The sequence below is a fragment of the Flavobacterium helocola genome (genome assembly GCF_038289885.1).
Lineage (GTDB): Bacteria > Bacteroidota > Bacteroidia > Flavobacteriales > Flavobacteriaceae > Flavobacterium > Flavobacterium cheniae.
In genome coordinates this window covers 893807-914838 of sequence record NZ_JBBYHT010000001.1, presented here as the reverse complement: position 1 = coordinate 914838, position 21032 = coordinate 893807, and the positions used below count along the sequence as shown (strand labels likewise).

The 21032-nt window shown below is 33.1% G+C and carries 17 protein-coding genes and 1 tRNA gene; 11 read left to right on the top strand and 7 right to left on the bottom strand.

Annotated elements, in window-relative coordinates; all coding sequences use genetic code 11:
- The first annotated feature begins 9 nt into the window (after positions 1 to 9).
- Positions 10 to 1326 carry a hydroxymethylglutaryl-CoA reductase, degradative gene (locus tag AAEO58_RS04165; RefSeq protein WP_341682135.1) on the top strand — a complete coding sequence of 439 codons (1317 nt, stop codon included), beginning with the start codon at positions 10 to 12 and terminating at the stop codon, positions 1324 to 1326.
- A complete protein-coding gene (locus AAEO58_RS04160) occupies positions 1326 to 2240 on the top strand; it encodes a GYDIA family GHMP kinase (RefSeq protein WP_341682134.1) in 915 nt (304 codons plus the stop codon). The genes AAEO58_RS04165 and AAEO58_RS04160 overlap by 1 nt, the downstream gene beginning before the upstream one ends.
- A 54-nt stretch (positions 2241 to 2294) precedes the next feature.
- Here AAEO58_RS04160 and AAEO58_RS04155 read toward each other — a convergent pair.
- Positions 2295 to 2367 (bottom strand) — tRNA-Phe (locus tag AAEO58_RS04155).
- Between the two features lie 122 nt (positions 2368 to 2489).
- On the opposite strand from AAEO58_RS04155, the gene AAEO58_RS04150 reads away from it, so the two are divergent.
- From AAEO58_RS04150 to AAEO58_RS04120, 7 genes are all read left to right on the top strand, one after another.
- On the top strand, positions 2490 to 3224 hold the full coding sequence (locus AAEO58_RS04150; protein ID WP_341682133.1) for a type III pantothenate kinase: 735 nt from the start codon (positions 2490 to 2492) through the stop codon (positions 3222 to 3224).
- The gene (gene bamG / locus AAEO58_RS04145) at positions 3217 to 4473 is read left to right on the top strand and encodes a BamG family beta-barrel-assembly machinery protein (protein ID WP_341682132.1); all 1257 of its coding nucleotides are present in this window, start codon (positions 3217 to 3219) and stop codon (positions 4471 to 4473) included. The genes AAEO58_RS04150 and bamG overlap by 8 nt, the downstream gene beginning before the upstream one ends.
- Before the next feature lie 22 nt (positions 4474 to 4495).
- Positions 4496 to 5857 carry a tetratricopeptide repeat protein gene (locus AAEO58_RS04140; RefSeq protein WP_133610208.1) on the top strand — a complete coding sequence of 454 codons (1362 nt, stop codon included), beginning with the start codon at positions 4496 to 4498 and terminating at the stop codon, positions 5855 to 5857.
- Positions 5858 to 5891: 34 nt separating this feature from the next.
- Positions 5892 to 6419, top strand: coding sequence for an LPS export ABC transporter periplasmic protein LptC (lptC, locus tag AAEO58_RS04135; RefSeq protein ID WP_341682131.1), 528 nt, complete (start codon positions 5892 to 5894; stop codon positions 6417 to 6419).
- A gap of 47 nt (positions 6420 to 6466) precedes the next feature.
- Entirely contained in the window at positions 6467 to 6655 is a 189-nt protein-coding gene (locus AAEO58_RS04130; RefSeq protein WP_133610206.1) for a hypothetical protein, read from the top strand.
- 7 nt (positions 6656 to 6662) lie between these two features.
- The gene (locus AAEO58_RS04125) at positions 6663 to 7928 is read left to right on the top strand and encodes a hemolysin family protein (protein WP_341682130.1); all 1266 of its coding nucleotides are present in this window, start codon (positions 6663 to 6665) and stop codon (positions 7926 to 7928) included.
- A gap of 99 nt (positions 7929 to 8027) precedes the next feature.
- Positions 8028 to 10085, top strand: coding sequence for a peptidylprolyl isomerase (locus AAEO58_RS04120; protein WP_341682129.1), 2058 nt, complete (start codon positions 8028 to 8030; stop codon positions 10083 to 10085).
- Between the two features lie 52 nt (positions 10086 to 10137).
- Here AAEO58_RS04120 and AAEO58_RS04115 read toward each other — a convergent pair whose 3' ends face one another.
- The 4 genes from AAEO58_RS04115 to lepA all read right to left on the bottom strand — a co-directional run bounded on the left by AAEO58_RS04115 (position 10138) and on the right by lepA (position 18076).
- Complete coding sequence (locus AAEO58_RS04115) at positions 10138 to 10575, bottom strand: LexA family protein (protein ID WP_341682128.1); 438 nt, start codon at positions 10573 to 10575, stop codon at positions 10138 to 10140.
- Positions 10566 to 11831, bottom strand: a complete 1266-nt coding sequence (locus tag AAEO58_RS04110; RefSeq protein WP_341682365.1) for a Y-family DNA polymerase — start codon at positions 11829 to 11831, stop codon at positions 10566 to 10568. The genes AAEO58_RS04115 and AAEO58_RS04110 overlap by 10 nt, the downstream gene beginning before the upstream one ends.
- A gap of 60 nt (positions 11832 to 11891) precedes the next feature.
- On the bottom strand, positions 11892 to 16151 hold the full coding sequence (locus AAEO58_RS04105) for a T9SS type B sorting domain-containing protein (protein ID WP_341682127.1): 4260 nt from the start codon (positions 16149 to 16151) through the stop codon (positions 11892 to 11894).
- A gap of 128 nt (positions 16152 to 16279) precedes the next feature.
- Complete coding sequence (gene lepA, locus AAEO58_RS04100; RefSeq protein ID WP_133610194.1) at positions 16280 to 18076, bottom strand: translation elongation factor 4; 1797 nt, start codon at positions 18074 to 18076, stop codon at positions 16280 to 16282.
- A gap of 160 nt (positions 18077 to 18236) precedes the next feature.
- On the opposite strand from lepA, the gene dusB reads away from it, so the two are divergent.
- Together dusB and AAEO58_RS04090 are read left to right on the top strand one after the other, a co-directional pair.
- The gene (gene dusB, locus AAEO58_RS04095; protein WP_341682126.1) at positions 18237 to 19238 is read left to right on the top strand and encodes a tRNA dihydrouridine synthase DusB; all 1002 of its coding nucleotides are present in this window, start codon (positions 18237 to 18239) and stop codon (positions 19236 to 19238) included.
- Positions 19239 to 19246: 8 nt separating this feature from the next.
- The gene (locus tag AAEO58_RS04090) at positions 19247 to 19594 is read left to right on the top strand and encodes a hypothetical protein (RefSeq protein ID WP_341682125.1); all 348 of its coding nucleotides are present in this window, start codon (positions 19247 to 19249) and stop codon (positions 19592 to 19594) included.
- A 1-nt stretch (position 19595) separates the two neighbouring features.
- Here the strand turns inward: AAEO58_RS04090 and AAEO58_RS04085 are convergent, their stop codons facing one another.
- On the bottom strand, positions 19596 to 19955 hold the full coding sequence (locus tag AAEO58_RS04085; RefSeq protein WP_341682124.1) for a nuclear transport factor 2 family protein: 360 nt from the start codon (positions 19953 to 19955) through the stop codon (positions 19596 to 19598).
- 156 nt (positions 19956 to 20111) lie between these two features.
- A complete protein-coding gene (locus tag AAEO58_RS04080; RefSeq protein WP_341682122.1) occupies positions 20112 to 21008 on the bottom strand; it encodes a pseudouridine synthase in 897 nt (298 codons plus the stop codon).
- Positions 21009 to 21032: the final 24 nt, after the last annotated feature.

Genomic DNA, 21032 nt, shown 5'->3' with positions numbered 1-21032 from the left:
TTCACTGCTATGAATCAAAATGTTAAAGGCTTTTCAAAATTATCTAAAGAAGAAAAAATAAATTGGATTACCAATACCTACTTCGTAAACCCAGAAGAAGCAAAACAAAGCATTGTAAAATATTGGAATTCCGATGAAAGTTTACAAAAATTACATGATGAATTCATCGAAAACACCTTAACCAACTTTTATCTTCCTTATGGAGTAGCTCCAAATTTCATAATTAATGGAAAAAGCTATACTATTCCTATGGCTATCGAAGAAAGTTCGGTGGTAGCGGCTGCTTCAAAAGCGGCGAAATTTTGGGGAGAACGTGGTGGTTTTAAAGCAACAATCATCAATACCGAAAAAATTGGTCAAGTACATTTTCTATTCAATGGAAATACAGAAAAACTAACTGCTTTTTTCAATAAAATAAAACCTATTTTCTTCGATGACACTCAAGAAATCACCAAAAACATGCAAAAGCGTGGTGGCGGAATTTTAGACATCGAACTTAGAGATAAAACCAACGAAATTCCAAATTATTATCAATTGCATGCTACTTTCAATACAAAAGACAGCATGGGTGCGAATTTCATCAATACGTGTTTAGAGCAATTTGCAAAAACATTAGAAAACCAAGCTCATGAATATGCTGATTTTACTTCAGATGAAAAAAATATTCAAATCGTAATGAGTATTCTGAGCAATTTTGTTCCAAATTGTACCGTTCGTGTTGAAGTTTCTTGTCCGATAGATCAACTTTCAGAGGATAAAAACATCGATTCAGCAGAATTTGCTCAAAAATTTGCAACCGCTGTTCGCATTGCCGAAGTAGAACCTTACAGAGCAGTTACTCACAACAAAGGCATCATGAATGGAATTGACGCAGTAGTTTTAGCAACAGGAAACGACTTCAGAGCCGTTGAAGCTGGAATTCACGCTTATGCAAGTAAAGCTGGACAATATGCTAGTTTATCACATGTGAAAATTGAAAGCGATATTTTTACTTTTTGGATGGAAATTCCTTTAGCACTAGGAACTGTAGGAGGTTTAACTTCATTACATCCATTAGTAAAATTCTCAATGGAATTATTAGGAAAACCTTCTGCCGAAGAATTAATGCAAATTGTAGCTGCTGCAGGCTTAGCACAAAACTTTGCTGCTTTACGCTCGCTTACTACAACCGGAATTCAGCAAGGTCACATGAAAATGCACTTAATGAATATTTTAAACCAACACAAAGCTACCAAAGAAGAAAAACAACAAGTGTTAGATTATTTCAAAAACACTACAGTTTCTCATAGTTTGGTTGTCGATTATTTGGAAAAAATCAGAAGTTAATGGAAACCCAAACTTTTTACAGTAACGGAAAATTACTCATAACTGGCGAATATGTTGTTTTAGATGGTGCAAAAGCATTAGCATTGCCTACAAAATTCGGACAAAGTTTAGTAGTAAAACAAGGAACAAAAAACCAAATTAAATGGACGAGTTTTGATTACGACAAAAGTATTTGGTTTAAAGACATTATTTTATTTGAAGAAGTAAAAACTAAAATCACAAACGAAAACAATTCCGCTGTAAAAAATACTTTAATTGAAATTTTACATCAGGCTTTTATTCAAAATCCAACGTTTTTAGAGAAAGAAGGCTACGAAATTGAAACCCATTTAACTTTTCCTCGCCTTTGGGGATTAGGAACATCATCAACATTAATAAACAGCATTGGTGATTGGCTAAACATTGATGCATTTGAATTATTACAAAAAAGTTTTGGCGGAAGCGGATACGATATTGCTTGTGCGAAATCAAATTCTCCAATTGTCTATCATTTAGAAAATGAAAAACCACATTTCAAGGCGATTCATTTTAATCCATCATTCAAAGAAAACATTCATTTTGTGTATTTGAATCAGAAACAAAGCAGCAAAATGGCTATTGCAAATTACATGTCAAAACACCATCATGTAAATGCTGTGATTTCAAAAATCAACACCATTACTTACGATGCCATAGATTGTAAAAAAGGAAAAGAATTCGCCAAACAAATGGAGAAACATGAAATTATAATGAGTGATGTTCTAGAAATTGAAACCATTCAAGAAAAACTTTTTCCAGATTTTAAAGGCGTAATAAAAAGCTTAGGAGCTTGGGGTGGCGATTTTGTAATGGCGATTTCTAAAGAAAACCCTACAGCATATTTCAAAGAAAAAGGTTATCCAGTGGTACTTTCCTATGAAGAAATGATTTTATAATTTCATTTACAAACCAATATAAAACAAAAAAACCACTCATTTGAGTGGTTTTTGTGGTACCTCCAGGGATCGAACCAGGGACACATGGATTTTCAGTCCATTGCTCTACCATCTGAGCTAAGGTACCTTTACAATTTAGAGCATTACTGCTTGTTGATTGCGGGTGCAAATATAGAACGATTTTTATATTTTCCAAAACAAATAATAAAAAAAATCAATTTGTATATTTGCACTTCATAAAACAAAACCATGCTTTTAACAATCGATGTTGGAAATTCAAGAATTAAAGTTGCTGTCTTTGAACACAATAAGCAGCTCGCCTTTTTTATTTTTGAAACAAATGAAGCGCTGAAAAATTTTGAAAATATTTTTAAAAAATATTCAAATCTTCAAAAAATCATCCTTTCTTCGGTTGGAAAATTAGATGAAGAAGTGGTGAATTTCATCAAAAGTCATTTCCAAACAGAAATTATTGACCATAAATCGAAATTTCCTTTCACTAATTTATACGCCACACCAGAAACCTTAGGAATAGACCGAATGGTTTTAGCTGCAGGAGCTACATTAATATACCCAAATCAAAACAGATTAATTATTGATGCCGGAACTTGCATTACGTATGATTTTGTGAATAATGAAAATCAATATTTAGGTGGTGCTATATCGCCCGGAATTAAAATTAGATATAAAAGTTTAAACAATTACACTTCAAAATTACCGTTATTAGCTCTAAGTGAGAATTTCGATATTATAGGAAATAGCACAAAAAGTGCCATTCATAGTGGTGTAATCAATGGCGTAATTTTTGAAATTGAAGGGTTTATTTCACAATATTCCCTTAAAAATCAAGATTTAACAATAATTTTAACAGGAGGAGACACAGAATTTTTGGCTAAAAGATTAAAAAGCACCATATTTGCCAATTCAAATTTCTTATTAGAAAGTTTGAACTTATTATCACTATACACACAAAAAAATGATTAAAAAACTTATAGTATTTGCTAGTATTTTTGTTTCAATAGTCTCTTGGGGACAAGACAATACCGCATCACCTTACTCTTACTATGGATTAGGAGAAGTGAAATTCCGAGGAACTCAAGACGCTAGAGCAATGGGAGGATTGGCAATTACAGGAGATAGTATTCAATTAGGACTAATGAATCCAGCCTCTTATTCAAAACTAAAATTAACCACTTTCGCTGTTGGAGGAACATCTTCTTTTACAAATTTTAGTACTGACACAGAAAAAGAAAAAGCACAGAGAACAAGTTTTGATTATCTAGCTGTTGGCTTACCATTAGGAAAATTCGGTGTAGCTTTTGGATTAATGCCATACTCTGCTGTTGGATATAAAAACGAAAACGTGATTGTTTCAACTGAAGACACTCGCTACTACAGATCTCAAGGAAATGGATATATCAACAAAGTTTTTTTGGGTAGCTCATATACTTTTAATAAAAACTTAAGTATTGGTTTTGATTTTGCATATCATTTTGGAGACATTACAAATGATTTTAATGAACGAATTTTAGCTCCAGATTTTATTCAATACACAACACTTGAGAGAAATATTAGTGAATTAAATGGAGTTTCTTTTAATTTTGGAATGCTTTACAATACTAAAATAAACTCAAAACTTACATTTCAATCGAGCTTAACCTATAGCCCAGAAAGCAAATTGAGCACAAATAACTCTAGAAGCATAGCAACAATTATTTATTCTTCATCAGGAACTGAACTATCAAACGACACTGAAGACATTGTTATACCAAACAAACAAGTAATTATTCCAAGCAAATTAAGCTTAGGTTTTGGATTAGGCGAAAATAAAAAATGGTTGTTAGGAACTGAACTAACATTCACCCAAAATAAAAACTTAGTTAATAGATTTGCCGAAAGCACTTCGGTCGCTTACGAAAACTCAACTCGTTTTGCACTTGGTGGTTATTATATTCCAAAATACGACTCGTTTTCAAACTACTTTGATAGAATTGTTTACAGAGCTGGATTCAAATATGAAAACACAGGTTTAGTATTGAAAAATGAGAGTATAAAAGATTATGGCATGAATTTTGGATTAGGATTACCACTAGGAGTTTCAAAAATCGATTTAGGTTTCGAATTTGGAAAAAGAGGAACTTCATCAAACGGCTTAATTGAAGAAAATTATTTTAATGTAAGTGTTGGGCTAAATCTTGGAGCTAAGTGGTTTGAAAAAAGAAAAATTGATTAATAAATATTTACAGGAAGAAAAAATGAAAACAAAATTAACTTTACTATTTATTGCTATAGCTGGTTTTTTTGTTCAAGCTCAAAACACTGAAGCTTGTACAGAAACCTTGAGCTTAATGACAACTTCAGTTAAAGCTAAAGATGCAACATCTTACGATTATTTAACAACTTTAAGAAAAGATTGTCCTTCTTTCCACAAAAGTATTTACTCTTTTGGAGAATTAGCTATTAAGTTGAAAATTGAAAAAGCAACAACACCTCAAGATAAAGAAAAATACGTTCGTGATTTATTAAAATTATATGATGAGCATGATCAACATTTCCCAAACAATGGTGCTGGGAATAAAATGAAAAAAGGTTTAGCATTGTTTGAAAATAAAATTGGAACTTCAGACGAAGTATATCAATTACTTGATGATGCATTTAAAACTGATTATGCAAATTTCAAATATGCAAAAGCAATGTATGTTTACTTTGAAATCTTAGTAAACAAACACAAAGCAAATAAAGGGGTTGAATTACAACAAGTATTTGATAAATATGACGATATTTCTAAAAAACTTGATGAAGAAGAAAAAGAATTATCAGAAGAGAATGATGGTTTCTTAACAAGAGAAGAAGCTGGACAAGTTTTATCTGACAAAGAAAAAACAAGAAAAGCTAGAATTGAAAATAGTTTAGAAATTTTTGGAAACGTTAGAAATGACATGGATAACATCGTATTAGAATTATCTACTTGCGAAAAACTTATTCCATTCTACCAAAAAGGATTTGAGTTAAATAAAACCAATGAGGAATGGTTAAAAAGAGCTGCAAGCCGTTTAGATGCTAAAGGATGTGATTCTGATCCAATATTCTCAAAAATATCTGAAGCTCTTTACAAATTAAACCCAAGTGCTGATGCAGCATATCAATTAGGTGTAGTAGAAATTCAAAGAAAAAATACTACTAAAGCTTTAGATTATTTCAATCAAGCTGCTAACTTATATACTGACAACACTAAGAAAGCTAATGTGTATTACAGAATTGCTGCAATGTATAGCAAATCAAATAAGGTTCAAGCTCGTACTTATGCAAGAAAAGCTTTATCTGTAAAACCATCTTTCGGTAAAGCTTATTTGTTAATTGCTCAATTATACGGAAGTAGTATTAATGATTGTGGAAATGACCAATTTGAAAAAAGAGCAATGTACTGGTTAGCAGCACAATATTGCGACAAAGCTGGCGCAGTTGATTCATCAATCAAAGCAACAGCAAGTAAAACCGCTGCAAGTTATAGAGCCGCTGCTCCATCTAAAACAGAAATTTTCCAATCTGGAAAAGCAGGGCAAAGAGTTGCTTTTAACTGTTGGGTTGGAGAGAGCATTGTAGTTCCAAGCTTATAAGATGAAGCTATTCATTAAAAATAATATTTTAAACATGGTCACGATATTTATCGTGACTATGTTTTTTTCATGTGAAAGTGACATCAAAAAGGTACAACAACTTAGCGAAACAAGTTTTATACCTACTGGAGAAGCCGACACTTTAAATTTAAAATACACCGATTCTGGCAAAATCAAGTCGATTTTAAAAAGTCCAAAAATGTTGGACTACAGCAATATTAACAATCCTTTTACCGAGTTTCCAAAAGGCATTCACGTAACTTTACTTGACGACAAAGGAAATCCAACAACAGTAGTTGCAGATTACGCCATTTCCTATAAGAAAACAGATATTATTGACTTACAAGGCAATGTTGTCATAAGTTCTCAAAATGGCAAAAAACTAGAAACATCTCAATTGTATTTTGACCAAAAAAACGAGTGGTTCTTTACAGAAAAACATTTTAAATACACTGACGAAGCTGGTGGATATTTAGAAGGTCCAGGAGTAGACTTCAGTAAAGACTTCAAAATTTTTAACATGCAACAAAGTAGTGGTGAAGTAAACACTTCTGACAAATAATTGTTTTGCATTTTCCTTTTTATTACATTTGATAAAATTATTTCACTATGGCTTATTTAAAATTCATCCAATATATCTATTTAATTTTTGCAATTTTCTTCTTATACGATGCTTTTAGAAAATATCAAGAAGGAAAAGAGTTAAGTGACATAGGCTTAAGTCTAATTATTGCTGGTGTTTCGATAGGAATGTTTTTCTTTAGAAGACATTTTCACAACAAATACCAAAAAAAGTAAATCTTAAATGGAGATAGCCATTATTGTAATTTGTTTATTGCTTTCGGCTTTCTTTTCAGGAATGGAAATCGCTTATGTTTCTTCTAACAAAGTGTATTTATCTATTGAGAAAAGACAACAAAACTTTAATGCTTCAATCCTTAATAAACTTACCGAAAAACCTTCTCAGTTTATCACTTCAATGCTCGTTGGAAACAATGTAGTATTAGTCGTTTATGGATTTTACTCTGGAGATTTAATAATAAAATGGCTAGAAAATTATTTTGAACTTACTGCTTTTATTGGATTATTATTACAAACATTAATTTCAACTGCAATTATACTATTGACAGCCGAATTCCTTCCAAAAGTATTTTTTCAGATCTATGCAAATTCGTTTATCAAATTTTTCGCAGTTCCTACATATTTCTTCTACCAATTATTCTTTTGGCCTACAAAGTTTATCATTTGGATTTCAGATATTATCTTAAGAAAGTTCTTTAAAACTCCTGGTGATCAAGTCCAAGAATATTTCAGTAAAGTAGAATTAGGTAACTACATTACGGAACAAATGAACAATGTTTCGCATGATAATGAAATTGATTCCGAAATTCAAATCTTTCAAAACGCATTAGAATTTTCTGATTTGAAAGCAAGAGATATCATGACGCCAAGAACCGAAATTAGTGGTGTTGATATTTTAGATTCGATTTCAGAACTGAAAGATTTATTTATAAAAACGGGTTATTCCAAACTGCTTATTTATCAAAATTCTATTGATGATATTTTAGGTTATGTACATTCTTTCGAATTATTCAAAAAACCAAAAACCATTAAAAGTGTCATGATTCCTGTGGAATATATTCCAGAAACCATTTACATTAAAGATGCTTTAGATTTACTAACCAAAAAAAGAAAAAGTATCGCTGTGGTCTTAGATGAATATGGAGGAACATCTGGCATTATAACTGTGGAAGACATTATTGAACAACTTTTTGGAGAAATTGAAGACGAACACGATTTAGATGAAGAATTGATAGACGAAATCATAGAAGAAAACACGTATTTATTCTCTGCCCGACTAGAAGTTGAATTCTTAAATGAAAAATACAACTTACAAATTCCAGAATCTGATTCGTACACTACTTTAGGTGGTTATATCGTAAATCACACTAAGGAAATTCCGATAAATGAAGAAAAAATTATCATAGAAAATTTCGAAATTATCATCCATTCGGCAAGTAATAAAAAAATCGAATTGGTTCGTTTTTCCATAAAAGAAGAAAAAAGATAAAAATCTTTAAAAAATTGAAGTAAAATATGACTTTACTATTTTATTATTAAATAGATAATTGTATTTTCGCCCTCTGAAAAAAATTAAACACAAATAAAAATGGCAGTTTTATCTAAAATTAGACAACGTTCATTCTTCCTAATTATTATCATTGCTTTAGCATTGTTTTCATTTGTATTAGCAGATGTTATTCAAAGCGGCACATTTAGCGCAGGAGCTAACGATGTAGGTTCGGTTAATGGCACAGACATTGAAGCACAACAATTTATGCAAAATGTTGCTATGATTGAAAAACAAGGACAAGGTACTAGCACAACTCAAGCTATGAATAGCGCTTGGGAACAAGAAGTTAGAAGAATTATCCTTACAGAAGAATTTGACAAATTAGGTTTAAAAATCGGTAGCGAACAATTAATCAACGTTATCAAACAAAATCCTAACTTAGCTCAAAATCCTCAATTTTTGAATGCTGCTGGTCAGTTTGACGAAAATAAATTCAAAGAATCTTTAAAAGGAATCAAAAACGCTCCAGACCAAACTCAATGGTTACAATGGAAAGAATTTGAAAAAAATATTGAAAGATATGCTGTTGAGCAAATGTATAACACTATGATTAAATCAGGTGTTTATACAACTAAAGCTGAAGGTAAATTCCAATACAAATTAGAAAACGATAAAGCAGATTTCGATTATGTAACGGTTGCTTTTTCAACTGTAAACGATGATCAAGTTAAGGTTACTGATGCTGAGATTATCGATTTTATGAAAAAATCACCTAAAAAATACAAATCAGATAATACAACAAGTATTGACTTTGTATTAGTAGAAAACAAACCATCAAAAGAAGATGAGCAAGCTATGTTATCTTCAATTGGTGAAGTTAGAGCTAAATTTGATTCAGTTGCAAATGTTGGAGAATTTGTTAATGCAAACTCTGACATTAAATTTGATTCAACTTATTTAGCTAAAAAAGATTTACCTCTTGATTATCAAGAAGCATTATTCAACTTACCAGTTGGTGGAATTTACGGACCATACGTTTTCAACGGACACCAATGTATTTCTAGAATGATTGCTAAAAAAGGGAATGCAAGCGCAAAAGCAAGTCACATTTTATTAGCTTATAAAGGCGCTCCTCAATCAACTGCAACTAGAACTAAAGAAGAAGCGCAAGCTTTAGCAAATGACTTATTAGCACAAGCAAAAGCTAATCCAGGAAATTTCGCTATGTTAGCTATGACAAATTCTGACGATCCAGGATCTAAAAATAATGGTGGTGAGTACGACAACATTACTCCAGGACAAATGGTTCCTCAATTTAATGATTATGTATTTAATAACGCTATTGGTTCAATTGGTGTTGTTGAAACAGATTTTGGTTTCCACGTAATTAAAGTTACAGACAAATACGATGCTGTTTTAATGGGAACAGTTGCTCAAAAAGTTCAACCATCTGAAGGTACGATTGATGCTATTTACACAAAAGCAAGTCAATTAGAAGCAGATGCTAATGAAAATTCAGATTTTGCAGCTTTAGCTAAAAAAGCAGGATTAGAAGTAATTCCAGCTACTAACTTAAAAGGATTTGACGAATATGTTCAAGGAGTAGGTTCTCAAAGAGAAATCATCAGATGGTCATTCAACAAAGATACTGAAATAGGTGATGTTAGACGTTTTGAAGTTCCTCAAGGTTTTGTTATTGCAAAATTAAAAGATAGAAACGAAAGCGGCTTATTACCTCTTGATATTGCAAAACAATCTGTTGAACCAATCATTAAGAACCAGAAAAAAGCTGAAATTATCAAGAAAAAAATGAGTGGTAGTTCTTTAGAAGCGGTTGCTAAGGCATCTGGCGCTACAGTTCAACCTGCTACTGGTGTTTCTTTAAAAATGCCAGTTCTTCCAAATATTGGTAACGAACCTAAAGTTGTAGGTAAAGCATTTGGATTAGCTGCAGGTAAAACTTCTGAAATTATTGAAGGAAATTCAGGTATGTTTATGGTAAGAGCTAAAGCAGTAACTAAAGCTCCTGAAGTTCCAAGTTACACCACTTATATTACACAAGACAGAACACAAAATCAATCATATGGCGTTTCTAAAGCATATACAGCTTTAAAAGACAAAGCAGATATTAAAGATAATAGAGCTAACTTCTAATATCGATTTTGATTATAAATAAAAAAGAGGCTGATTTTCATCAGCCTCTTTTTTATTTCATTTGTTTGATAGCGTAGGTTACAATTCCCCAAATTATCAACTCGTTTTCTTCTTCAATTTTTATGGGTTGGTATTGAGAATTTTCAGGCATTAAATAAACTTCGTCATTATCTTTCTTGATTCTTTTTACCGTAAACTCGCCATCAATAAGACAAACTGCGATGGCATTATTTCGAGGTTCTAAACTTCTGTCGATTACTAAAATATCACCATCATCAATTCCTGCTCCTATCATGGAATTTCCACTGGCTTTGGCATAAAATGTGGCTTCTCTATTTTTGACTAACAAATGATCCAAACTCAATTTCAATTCTTCAAAATCAGCTGCAGGTGATGGAAAACCAGCTTTTATTCCACCTGAAATAAAAGAAGTTGGAATAGGGTTTTCCAAATCGGGAATAAAGAATGTTATTTTAGGATTTACTTGCATTGCACTTCTATTAATTCGTTAAAATTGGTAGTATATCGTTTCGACAAGTGATTTTGTTTCATTTTCCAAGTGCGTTTCAAATCTTGAGTCGCCAATCGAATTTTACGCTCCCCTATTTTTTCGTGATAAGCGTCCATGACTTCCATTAGTTTTTGAAACTTTGGATTTTCATCATCAAACAAGTGAAACTGTTTTTGATTGGCTGGAATAATTTCGGTAACAATTACACCTGCTTTTTTATAAATAGCGCCTTCTTCATATAATTCTTTCAACATTTTCACTGCCAAACCACTAATTGAAAAAGCGGTATTACTTGGAAAAGACAACGTTTGCAAACGATAAAAACTATATTTTGCTCCGTCTGATCGAAATCTATCTTTGCTCAAATATAAAATCACACCATAACAGCATGAATTTTGTTTTCGCAACTTCTCGGAACAAACACTGGCAAAAGTTACTACACGTTCTTTAAGCTCATTGAAGTCGGATATGTCTTTTTCAAAACTACGAGTCACAGCAATATTTTTCTTAGCTTTTGGTTCTTCCATCTCCAATACAGATTTACCTTCTAATTCGTATTTTAAACGCATTCCTACCACTCCCATTTCTTTTCGAATAAACCACTCGTTGTGTGGCAAAGTAAAGTCGTAGGCGGTTAAAATTCCTTTCGTTTGCATTTTCTTAGTCAAACGATAACCAATTCCCCAAACATCTTCAATTTTAGTCCATTTTAAAGCTTTGATACGTTTTTCATCGGTATCGATTACATAAACACCTTGTGTTCGTTCGTGAAATTTCTTCGCAATTTTATTCGCAATTTTAGACAAAGCTTTTGTAGATGCAAAACCAATCCCTGTTGGAATGCTCAACCATTTTATGATACGTAGTCGAATTTGCAAACCATACTCATGATAATCCACTATGTCGTGACCTGAAAAGTTTAAAAAAGCTTCATCTATACTATAGACCTCAATATTTGGAGTAAAATGTTCTAACGTATTCATAACACGATGACTCAAATCACCATACAATGCATAATTAGAAGAGAAAACTTGAATATTGTGCTGTTTGATTACATCTCGAACTTTAAATTCGGGCGCACCCATAGGAATACCTAGTGCTTTAGCTTCATTACTACGCGAAATTACACAACCATCATTATTAGACAAAACCACGACTGGTTTGCCATTTAATTGAGGCTGAAAAACACGTTCACACGAAACGTAAAAATTATTACAATCAACTAAAGCATACATCATGTAAAGTTACTTCAACTTTTACAAAAAGAAAATGAGTCGATTGTTAATGTTAATAAATTATCGCTTCAAAGAAAAGTGCGCTTTAAAAATTTGTTTTGTCGTGCCATTCTGAGGCAAGTACTCTACTGTGAACCAATAATCAGTAGAAGGCAATGCTTCACCATTGTAAGTTCCATCCCAACCTGAACTCGCAGGCGACATTTGTTTTAAGAATTTACCGTAACGATCAAAAATATTAATTACTGCATCTGGCTGATGACTCAAATCCCAAATATTCCAATTATCGTTAACTCCATCTCCATTTGGAGTGAAATAATTTGGATAATTGATGATATAAATTGGACCTACAATTGTTGGATTACATCCTCCTAAAATATCATAAATATTTACGTAGTATTCCCCTGTTGGTAAATTGGTAAATACATTACTCGATTGATATTCGGTTACAGTTCCATCCGGATAAACCAATTGATAGAGATAATCTCCAAATCCTCCTGTTAAATTTATAGTAATAAACGTGTTGTTTTCAAATGGAGTACTCACCGTAAAATCAGCAACAGCTGGACCCGATTGTACAATAGTTACAGTAGTTGTGTTGTAGTTACAATTGGCTCCCACATCTGGTGTAAGTTTGATAAATTCAACCGTATAAACACCTGCTTGCGAAGCAGTATAACTTGGGCCCGTTCCCATCAAAGTTCCATTCAAAAACCAATTCACGGTAAAAAACGCAGGATTCAAACCTGAATTCATAGTAAATGTTCTCAATACATCACCCGTTTGAGAATCTACACAAATAATTCCACCTTGAATGGTTATATCTAAAAGAGGATGTACTGTAAATGTAAACGAAATTTCGTCATTACAATTTGGATTCCCAATAGCCGAAGCATACACATAATACGTATACGTTCCTGGAGTTGAAACATTCAAGTTCATAATCAAATCCGAAGCATTACCCCCAGATTGAGAATAATAACCAATATTATAAGTTGTCGTTGGTAAAGTTGGTAACACGTAAGTTCCGCATTCTTCATTATCGAAAACCAAGCCCAAAGTAGCTAAGTTGGGTGTTTCGGAAACTATAATATCAAAACTATCTTCTTGCGTACAAATAATTCGGTCTCCATTTACTGCGTAAACATAAATTGTTGTAGTTGTATTTGGCGTATTGAAAATGGTTCCTGGTGGTACAGGATTTACTCCATTTGGATCATAAAAATAACCAATGGTATAATTAAAAGGTGTAGGCGCCACATGTGTTAATGCTGGTAATTGATAATTTTCAAATTCACACACATTCACATTTTGATAATCAGGCAAATTAATACCGTTATAAGTAATGGTGAAAGGCAAGTTAATTTCACAACCTGTTGAAGCATCAATATTGTATAAATAAAAAGTTTCTGTAGTTGAAAAAACTTGTACCGAAGAAACCACTGTTCCTCCGCCACTAGGCCCATCTGAAGCCGTATAAATTGTTCCATTTACTGGTGTTGGTATAGAATAAGGCAAACATTCTGTTCTACTATTGTAAACATCGGCTGGCGGAAACGGATTCAAAGAAATCGTAAAACTCGATTCATTTTCACAGCTATTAGCATCTAATCCGTTATAAATATAATAAGTTCCAGGTGCTAGGTTTAATCCTGTCAAATCAATAATTTGACCTGCATTTAATTGTTGTTGACCAATTACTGTTGGCCCTCCTGATAAAGTATAGTACGTACCATTCGTTAAAACAGGCAAAACAAATTCACCACAATAAACATCACTTACGATTGTATCTACAGGTGGTAACGGATGAATTGTGATGTTGTAATTCAAGTTAGAAGTACAATTAGGTAACGTTGTTGTATTTGTAAAATAATATACAACTTGTGAAGAAGTAATATTCAAATCTGTAATTGGAGTTCCGCCACCATTAGGAGCTGTGAAGTATCCCCCGAAAGGAACTGCTGGCAACGTGTAAGCACCACAACCTGAAACCGCTGTAAAAACAGAAGTATCTACCAAATCGATCAAAAACGGATTATCTAAAGAACAGCTTCCTGGCACACCTGAACTCGTTGTATGCGCTAACTGATTGTAAACGTAATACGTGCCTGGAAAATTAGGCCCGGCAACACTTATTACATCACCTGTAAATAAAGGAGTTCCTGAGCCATTTGGTCCTGAAAAATAATTTCCATTTACTAATACTGGCAAAGTGTAGTTATCACAACTTACAACATCTGCAGGATCATCTGCTAATGGTAATGGGTGAATAAAGAAAATAAATTGTTCATCTCTACATAGTACACTATTAACCTCAGCATAATAATATAAAGTTTCCGTAAAAGTTGCGGCTGTTGCATTTAAATATTCGGTTCCTGCTGGAACAATAACTCCAGTACCTGAAGGCCCTCCTGGTTGTGTATAAAAATTTCCAATATTTGCTGGTGGTGTTGGTACAAGAAATCTACCACAATGGTCTAATTGCGGAACATATTCATCAATTAAAGTAAGATTAAAACTAGATTCATTCGTACAACCATTTACATCCGGACCAGCAAAAATATAATATGTTCCCCCATCAACTAAAATGTCACCTGCATTTAATTGCACTTGTCCTGGTGTTGTTGGCCCGCCTGGCAACAGATAATACGTTCCATTTACAATAACTGGCAATGTAAATTGACTACACTCGATTGGGTCTGGAATATCATCAACAATTGGTAACGGATTAACCGTAATCGTTAGAGAAGTAACATCAAAACAAATTGGATTTGAATTATCTTGAATTCGAATTCCAACAGTAACTGTGGTTGTTCCGTTTGGAATTGTAACAGAAGCCACTGGATTTGTTCCTGAAGTGGCATCCCCAACCGAATTATAATAAGTAACTGTATAATTAACTGGCGATTGTCCATTCAAAACCTCGTTTGTTGTGGCATTTGTAAAAGTATAAGTCGTGCTTCCTTGGCCTTCACAAACTGAAACTGGATTAGGTGGTGTTGCTACAACAGCATTCGTTACAATCAAATCGAAAGTATATTCAGCATCACAAAAATTACCTGTTACGGTGTTGAAAATTTTTATATAAATTGTCTGACCACCTGTACTTGGGTAAGAAGTTAAATTTCCGCTTGGAATTGGATTATTTGCTGTAATATCAGCAGGCGTTTCATAATAAAAAACATCGTAAATAGTAGAGTCAATTCCTAAAGCTACTTCATTATTGGTAGTCAAATTAAAATTATAAGAAGCTGCACCTGTATTACAAGTTAATAAATCAGATGGGTTTGCAACTGCTAAATCTGTAAATACAATAGTATCAGTAATCGTACATGTTCCTCTTACTGCTTCAACAGAATAAGTACCTGCATGAGTAACAATGTAAGATGAATTAGTTTCTCCAGGAATTGGATTACCATTCTCGTACCAAGTATAGGTAAATGTATTATCTAAATTCGTATCCAATTGAACCGTATCACCTGTACAAATAATTTGATCATTCCCTAAATCTAAAGTAGTGGTAAAACTTCCTGCAGCTATAAAAACCGCCGAATCAAAACCAGAATTAGCATAATCACCAATTACCAATCGTATTCTATAAGGTGTATTTGGAATTACCCCCGAGGAAGCATTCATAACCACAGTTTGTCCTCTCATATTTAATGCCGAAGTTGGATTTCCAACATTATATGTTCCGAAAAAACCAGGATTAATAGATGCGCAATTATTATTCGGACTTGAAGGGTCGTTATAAAAACTATTTCTAATTGTAGTTACCGATACCGGAGTACTTGTCCCGGGAATTACTGCTAAGTTATTTGAAACTCCGGAAGATAAATCAGTTAGTACAAAAGCAAAAACATCACTGAACTCACATTGATAAAAACCATATTCATTAGAAGCAAACAAGAAATTAAAACTAAAACTATTCGAAAGCGGAATAAAATCAAACTCTAAATACTCTGCATTAACTATTGGGCTTGTACCTCCATTTGCATCGCTTAATGTTTGTAAAAAAGCATCTCCAGGTGCATTAACCGCGCTACTCAAATTAACACCCATGTATGACCCTTGCGTAAAAGTAGCAACTCCATTTCTAATAATTATTCCTTCTGAAATTGGAAAAGACGAACCATTTTGATTAAAATAAGCAACCGCTTGAGTGGATGAAACCGAAATATTAGAAACTTCAACACATGAATTTCCTAATAACAAATCAACTAACTGAGCTGGCGAATTTGTAGTGTTATCTACCGTTATTGCTTGTGAAAACAAACAACTCGAATATAGAAAGGCGAATATAAAAAGTAAGTTTTTCAAGATTTATATGGGGATTAAAATCATTGATATAAATATAACTAAAAAAGGCTAAACAGGTTTATTTAAATCAAAAAAAAGTTTGAACATTGATAAATATTCAAACTTTTTGTTAATTATTTAGATTTTTGTTAATCGTTCAGCTTCAAAACAGCCATAAATGCTTCTTGAGGAATTTCTACATTTCCTACTTGACGCATACGTTTTTTACCTTTTTTCTGTTTTTCCAAAAGTTTACGTTTACGAGAGATATCTCCACCATAACATTTTGCTGTTACGTCTTTTCTTAAAGCTTTAATCGTTTCACGAGCAATTACTTTAGCTCCAATTGCCGCTTGAATAGGAATATCAAATTGTTGTCTTGGTATCAATTCTTTTAATTTTTCACACATTTTTTTACCAATGTGATACGCATTACTTTCGTGAATTAAGGCCGAAAGTGCATCAACTGGCTGTGCATTTAACAAGACATCTAAACGAACTAATTTTGATTCACGCATTCCAATTGGATGATAATCAAAAGACGCATATCCTTTAGAAACTGTTTTTAATCTATCGTAAAAATCGAATACGATTTCCGCTAACGGCATATCGAAATTCAATTCTACACGTTCGGTAGTTAAATACGTTTGATTGGTAATTACACCACGTTTTTCAATACACAAACTCATAACGTTTCCAACAAAATCCGATTTTGTGATGATGGTTGCTTTGATATATGGTTCTTCTACTCTATCTAATTTAGATGGTTCTGGTAAATCAGATGGATTATTTACAATTAAGATAGTATCAGGTTCTTTTTTAGTGTACGCATGATACGAAACGTTAGGAACAGTAGTAATTACCGTCATATCAAACTCACGTTCTAAACGCTCTTGGATAATTTCCATGTGTAGCATACCTAAGAATCCACATCGGAAACCAAATCCTAATGCAGCTGAACTTTCCGCAGCAAATACTAAAGAAGCATCGTTTAACTGAAGTTTCTCCATCGAAGCACGTAAATCTTCATAATCTTCTGTGTCTACAGGATAAATTCCAGCGAAAACCATTGGTTTTACATCTTCAAAACCTTTAATCATATTTGTTGTAGGCGTTTTTGCATCGGTAATAGTATCTCCTACTTTTACCTCTTTAGCCTCTTTAATTCCAGAAACTAAATAACCTACATCACCTGTTGAAATAACACTTTTGGGTACTTGATTTAATTTTAATGTCCCAACTTCATCGGCAAAATATTCATTACCCGTTGCCATGAATTTAATCTTCTGCCCTTTTTTTATTTCTCCATTAATAACACGGAAAATTACTTCAATTCCTCTAAAAGGATTATAGTGCGAATCGAAAATCAAGGCTTGTAATGGCTCTTCTGGATCTCCTTTTGGAGCCGGAATTTTATCAATAATGGCTGCCAAAATATTTTCAACACCAAAACCGGTTTTACCAGAAGCATGAATAATATCTTCTAATTTACATCCTAATAAATCAATAATATCATCACTAACTTCTTCAGGATTAGCACTTGGTAAATCTACTTTATTTAAAACTGGGATAATTTCCAAGTCATTTTCTAAAGCCAAATATAAATTCGAAATCGTTTGTGCCTGAATACTTTGCGCTGCATCTACAATCAACAAAGCACCTTCACAAGCAGCAATAGAACGAGAAACCTCATACGAGAAATCCACGTGACCTGGAGTATCAATCAAATTCAGAATATATTGTTCCCCTTTGTAGGTATATTCCATTTGAATAGCGTGACTTTTTATAGTAATACCACGTTCGCGTTCTAAGTCCATGTTATCTAGTAACTGAGCCTTTTCTTCACGAGCTGTAACCGTTTGTGTAGCACCTAATAAACGGTCTGCCAACGTACTTTTTCCGTGGTCAATGTGTGCAATAATGCAGAAATTTCTAATGTTTTTCATCTTTCAATGTAAAGTTCATATACAAGAGGCATTTTCATCTTCCAAACTCTTGTTCGTTTAATCTGCAAATATAAGCTAAAGTTTTGGATTTTATACCTGAGAATCTTTGGAAACCTATTCGATTTAAAAAATTCTTATCTTTGCAAAAAATTGAAGCACAATGCCTAAAATTGGTAACATCATACTACCCGATTTTCCTTTATTATTAGCCCCAATGGAAGACGTGAGCGACCCACCATTTCGTCGTTTATGTAAATTACATGGAGCTGATTTAATGTACTCTGAATTTATTTCTTCGGAAGGATTGATTCGTGATGCGGTAAAAAGTAAGCAAAAGTTAGATATTTTTGATTATGAACGCCCTGTGGGAATTCAGATTTTTGGTGGTGATGAAGAAGCAATGGAATTGTCGTCGCGAATTGTGGATGCCGTTCAACCTGATTTAGTAGACATCAATTTTGGTTGTCCTGTAAAAAAAGTAGTTTGTAAAGGCGCTGGTGCTGGCGTTTTGAAGGATGTAGATTTGATGGTACGTTTAACCAAAGCAGTAATCAAAGGAACCAATCTTCCTGTTACAGTTAAAACACGTCTCGGCTGGGATGAAAGTTCCATAAATATTGATGAAGTTGCCGAACGTTTGCAAGATATTGGCGTGCAAGCCTTAACGGTTCATGCCAGAACACGTGCTCAAATGTACAAAGGACATTCAGATTGGAGTCATATTGAACGTGTGAAAAATAATCCAAGAATTACAATGCCAATTTTTGGAAATGGCGATATCGATTCTCCTGAAAAAGCATTGGAATACAAAAACAAATACGGTCTTGACGGAATGATGATTGGTCGCGCCGCGATTGGTTATCCTTGGATTTTTAATGAAATTAAACATTATTTCGCCACAGGAGAAAAACTAGCACCACCAAGCATGAACGACCGAATTGAAGCCGCAAGAAATCACTTAATTTGGAGTATCGAATGGAAAGGCGAACGTTTAGGTATTAACGAAATGCGTCGTCATTATACCAATTATTTCAAAGGCATTCACGGTTTTAAAGAATACAAACAAAAATTGGTTACCACAGATGGAATCAATCAATTATTGGATGTATTTACCGAAATTGAACAGGTGTATGCGGATCATGTTTTTGGAGAATTAAACTAAACCTAAAGATGAAAAAACTAATTAAAATTATTGTTTATATTATAATTATTATTTTCTCTTTAAAACTAATAATTGTCGTTGGAAATTATATTAAAATATCAAATTCCACAGAATATGTAATTGCAAAAAAATTCATCAAAGAAGATTCAAATCTAAAATCTAAAATTGGTGAAATTAAAGATTTTGGCTCGTTTCCGAAAGGAGGAATTCAATGGAAAAATGGTTTAAATTCAGCTCAAATCGAAACTAACGTGATTGGATCAAAAGGAGAAGCTTACGTTATCGCATTTATCAAAGAAAATCATGAAAAAAAGTGGATTTTAGATACATTATTGATTTCAAAAATCGATAAATAATCTACCCATGATACACTCTAGAAAATACAATTTTCCCGTCTTTAATTTCTAAAACTTCCGCAACTAACATATCGGGTTCGCCAGCTACTTGACGGGTGTATTCCATGAAAACTCTGTCCGTATTAGCGGTTAACGAAGTTACTTTGTAGTGTAATGTTGGTAATCTATCAAAAGCATCTTGCCACCAAACACGCATCGCTTCTTTTCCAATGATTAAACCATTAGTTTCAGGTTGACGAATTTTTAATTTCGGACTGAAATGTTGGGCTTCGTCGTCGTATAATTCTAATAATTTCTCTAAGTTTTTCGTATTGAAAGCATCAAACCATTTAATGGCGATTTGTTGTAGTTGATTTGGCATAAAGTTTTATTTTAATTTGAAACAGATAGACATATAGGTTTCATAGTTGTTAAAAAGTCGTTTCACTTTGCATAGAAAACATAGCGTAGTGAAAAATTCATAAAAAAAGGCACAAAGAATAAAATCCTATGTGCCTATGTGTTTCAAAAAAAGCGTTTAGGCATTTTTTAAGTTGATGATTTCTTGTTCGGTTAAGAATCTCCAATCACCTCTTGGTAAATTTTTCTTAGTTAAACCTGCAAAAGTTACACGGTCTACTTTTAAAACATCGTATTTTAAGTGTTCGAAAATTTTACGAACCACTTTTACGTTAGATGTTTTCATTTTGATACCGATTTCACTTTTCGGTTGATCTTCAATATAGGTGATTTCTTCCACAAATACTTTGTGGTCATCAATCATTAATCCTTTTTGGATTTTTTCTAAATCTTCAAATTTCAAATTTTTATCTAACGAAACTTGGTATACTTTAGAAGAACGTTGGTTAGGAACCGTGAATTTCTGAACCATTTCAGTATCATTAGTAAACAACAACAAACCGGTTGTGGTTTTATCCATTCTTCCAACAGGTAATAAATTCGATTTTGAAGCACCACGAACTAAGTCCAATACATTTGCAGAACCTGGAGAATCATCACCAGCCGTTGAAAAGTTTTTAGGCTTGTTCAACAATACATATTCTTTCTTCTCTGGCGTAATATTTACTCCGTCAAACTGAACCACATCGGTTAACTTAACACGGTGACCCATTTCGGTGACAACAACACCATTTACTTTTACATTACCACTTTGAATGTAAATATCCGCATCTCTACGGCTACACATTCCTGAATTAGAAATATAACGATTTAGACGGATTTCGTCTGGATTAGATGGTCTTTTTGGTGATTTAGGAGCTTTTGGAGCATCCGATTTTGCAGCATCTGGCTTCGTTGCAAACTTTGAAGGCGCTTTACGTATTGGCGCATTTCCTCTTGAATTACTATCTTTCTTGTAACCTCCTTGTCTTCCAGAACCTGGGCGACTTTTATCATTATCTTGATGACGTGACATATTATAAACAAATTTCTGCAAAGA

What these genes read in the sequence shown, in the direction of transcription:
- AAEO58_RS04150 (WP_341682133.1), top strand. Translation starts at nt 2,490, where the DNA reads ATGCTTTTAACAATCGATGTTGGAAATTCAAGAATTAAAGTTGCTGTC.
- AAEO58_RS04140 (WP_133610208.1), top strand. Translation starts at nt 4,496, where the DNA reads ATGAAAACAAAATTAACTTTACTATTTATTGCTATAGCTGGTTTTTTT.
- bamG (WP_341682132.1), top strand. Translation starts at nt 3,217, where the DNA reads ATGATTAAAAAACTTATAGTATTTGCTAGTATTTTTGTTTCAATAGTC.
- AAEO58_RS04125 (WP_341682130.1), top strand. Translation starts at nt 6,663, where the DNA reads ATGGAGATAGCCATTATTGTAATTTGTTTATTGCTTTCGGCTTTCTTT.
- AAEO58_RS04130 (WP_133610206.1), top strand. Translation starts at nt 6,467, where the DNA reads ATGGCTTATTTAAAATTCATCCAATATATCTATTTAATTTTTGCAATT.
- lepA (WP_133610194.1), bottom strand. Translation starts at nt 18,076, where the DNA reads ATGAAAAACATTAGAAATTTCTGCATTATTGCACACATTGACCACGGA.
- AAEO58_RS04165 (WP_341682135.1), top strand. Translation starts at nt 10, where the DNA reads ATGAATCAAAATGTTAAAGGCTTTTCAAAATTATCTAAAGAAGAAAAA.
- lptC (WP_341682131.1), top strand. Translation starts at nt 5,892, where the DNA reads ATGGTCACGATATTTATCGTGACTATGTTTTTTTCATGTGAAAGTGAC.
- AAEO58_RS04115 (WP_341682128.1), bottom strand. Translation starts at nt 10,575, where the DNA reads ATGCAAGTAAATCCTAAAATAACATTCTTTATTCCCGATTTGGAAAAC.
- AAEO58_RS04160 (WP_341682134.1), top strand. Translation starts at nt 1,326, where the DNA reads ATGGAAACCCAAACTTTTTACAGTAACGGAAAATTACTCATAACTGGC.
- AAEO58_RS04090 (WP_341682125.1), top strand. Translation starts at nt 19,247, where the DNA reads ATGAAAAAACTAATTAAAATTATTGTTTATATTATAATTATTATTTTC.
- AAEO58_RS04080 (WP_341682122.1), bottom strand. Translation starts at nt 21,008, where the DNA reads ATGTCACGTCATCAAGATAATGATAAAAGTCGCCCAGGTTCTGGAAGA.
- dusB (WP_341682126.1), top strand. Translation starts at nt 18,237, where the DNA reads ATGCCTAAAATTGGTAACATCATACTACCCGATTTTCCTTTATTATTA.
- AAEO58_RS04085 (WP_341682124.1), bottom strand. Translation starts at nt 19,955, where the DNA reads ATGCCAAATCAACTACAACAAATCGCCATTAAATGGTTTGATGCTTTC.
- AAEO58_RS04110 (WP_341682365.1), bottom strand. Translation starts at nt 11,831, where the DNA reads ATGTATGCTTTAGTTGATTGTAATAATTTTTACGTTTCGTGTGAACGT.
- AAEO58_RS04120 (WP_341682129.1), top strand. Translation starts at nt 8,028, where the DNA reads ATGGCAGTTTTATCTAAAATTAGACAACGTTCATTCTTCCTAATTATT.